Below are 959 nucleotides of genomic sequence, written 5' to 3'. Positions count from 1 at the left end.
AGCAGAGTTGATACAAGCGGACTTACTGGTTGTGTTGACGGGCGTTAATAATATCTATATCAATTACAATCAACCCAATCAAAAACAACTTAATGAAGTAACGGTTACCGAAATGAAAAGCTATATTGCTGAGCATCAATTTGCTGCAGGAAGTATGTTACCTAAAGTAGAAGCTGCAATTGCGTTTGTAGAAAATTCAAAAAATGGAAAAGCAATTGTTACATCTTTAGAAAATATCGAATATGTTTTAACAGAAGGCGCGGGAACAATTATTACAAAATGATGTAAGCGCTATTAAAAGGAACACATAATAAAGCAAAAAAGCCTTTATTCAGAAGGCTTTTTTTGCTTTCGTGTTATACTTATATTGTGAATGATTTATCTATCGGCAAGTGTTTAAGGATGAACAGCATGAATAGGAGTGTTTAGATGACAACCATTCAAAAAAAGGTAATCAACTTATATGAACTACGGTACAAGCCTATCTTTTCAGAATTTACTGATCCCGAATTTAATCTTCTGCGAAAGAATATGTATCTGCGTAAGTATAAAAAGGGGCAAATTCTCTTTGACGAAGGAGACATTCGTGAAAAAATATTTTATTTAGTCGACGGATTGGTTAGACTTGAAAAATATGACGAAAGTGCTTTTTACACGTACACTGACTATGTGAAAAAAGAAACATTGTTCCCTTATGGTGGAATGTTTTCCGATAAGGTTTATCATTACTCTGCGTATGCTTTAACAGATATAGAGTTGTATTATATTCCAACAACTCTTTTTGAAAGTCTGATAGAAAAAAATCCTAAACAAATGATTTTCTTCTATCATAAACTATCTAAAATTCTTAAAAGTCATGAAGAAAGATTACAGTATTTGGTCGTATCAAATGCCACAAATCGGATCATTAAAGCATTAAATTATTTAATGAAAGAGTTGGGAGACTACTCCAATCCAAC

General features: G+C 32.3%; 2 protein-coding genes. Both read left to right on the top strand.

The window, feature by feature from the left end; genetic code table 11:
- A partial coding sequence (locus tag ABS911_RS15170) for an amino acid kinase family protein (RefSeq protein WP_502880560.1) occupies window positions 1-283 on the top strand: 283 nt, incomplete at its 5' end.
- 146 nt (window positions 284-429) lie between these two features.
- The coding region (locus ABS911_RS15165) for a Crp/Fnr family transcriptional regulator (protein ID WP_350468241.1) at window positions 430-959 on the top strand (530 nt) is incomplete at its 3' end.

Source organism: Carnobacterium sp. (assembly GCF_040274425.1).
Note: the sequence above shows the minus strand (reverse complement) of the source record. Positions and strands in the feature narration are given on the sequence as shown.